This is a genomic window from Nostoc sp. UIC 10890 (assembly GCF_054786515.1).
Genome location: NZ_JBSGKF010000196.1, coordinates 1 through 1,026, shown reverse-complemented (window position 1 = coordinate 1,026; position 1,026 = coordinate 1). Strand labels below are relative to the sequence as shown.

1 protein-coding gene and 1 pseudogene are annotated in these 1,026 nt (G+C 36.3%); both read left to right on the top strand.

Annotation, left to right across the window (positions count from 1 at the left end; translation table 11 throughout):
• Window positions 1-252, top strand: a pseudogene (locus ACWATR_RS40375) (amidohydrolase); the annotation flags it as partial.
• A gap of 144 nt (window positions 253-396) precedes the next feature.
• A complete protein-coding gene (locus ACWATR_RS40370; RefSeq protein WP_460346100.1) occupies window positions 397-1,005 on the top strand; it encodes a hypothetical protein in 609 nt (202 codons plus the stop codon).
• The last annotated feature ends 21 nt before the right edge of the window (window positions 1,006-1,026 follow it).

Genomic DNA, 1,026 nt, shown 5'->3' with positions numbered 1-1,026 from the left:
TATGATCTCACCAATTTATCATTATTACCCCGTACAGATCCCATTGGCTTGTTAGTCTTAGGTCGTCCTAGTAATGTTGTAGATAGTGCTTGGGTGAATGGTAAGCAAATTGTTGCTGATGGGAAAGTTACCACAATTAATATTGATGAATTGCGGCAAGAATTATTTAACCGCAGTCAATGGGAGACAAAGCGTAAATCTGAAACTGTCGCGCAAATTGAGGCTCATTACCGCACAGTTATGGGGTTGTGAAAGACAAATAAATACAGAACTGCGGCAAAAAATTCGTGCTTTGGTGTTTAATATTCGGTTAGAGGATGGGACATATATACTTAGCAAATTTGACAAACATAGTCTCAAAGATTACAATATGACTTGCGGGATGAGTTTTTAGATATGAAATCCTACACAGACATATACGAGGACTATCATAAGAATGTTTATCTCTATGCAGAGAAAGAATATTCTTGGTATAAACAAGCTGACAATTTAAAAGATGCTGTCAGAAAAGCTTTTCTTAGCGAAGACGAGCAGGGAAAAGTTCATAGTCATCAAAGGCGTGTTGGTCGTTGGCGTCTAGCTTTAGCGGCTGATATTGCTTTAAAACATTTAGATACTCAGTGTATTATTGATTTTGACAACTTTAATAGTATTTATCAATTTGTTCAGGATGTTAGAAATAAAGTAGAAGGCTTTGGTGAATTAGCCAATTATGATGTCGCCCTTCGTATTACTAAATATCTAGGTTTTGAACTTCAGGAAGTATATCTTCATGCAGGTGTTACGATTGGATTTCGCGCTTTAGGTTTGAATGTAGAAGAGAGAGATATTATACCTATAGAAGAATTTCCTGAACCCTTTAACCTATTAAGCGGAGATCATCTAGAAAATTTACTTTGCATCTACAAACAAGTGTTAGCTGATTCTTCAGTCGAGTTCCCTAAAACTTGTATTTACCCAAAAACAAATTTTTCTTACACCAAGAAAAACGGCTGTGTTTGCTAGAATATCGCGCAGAGGCTCAAT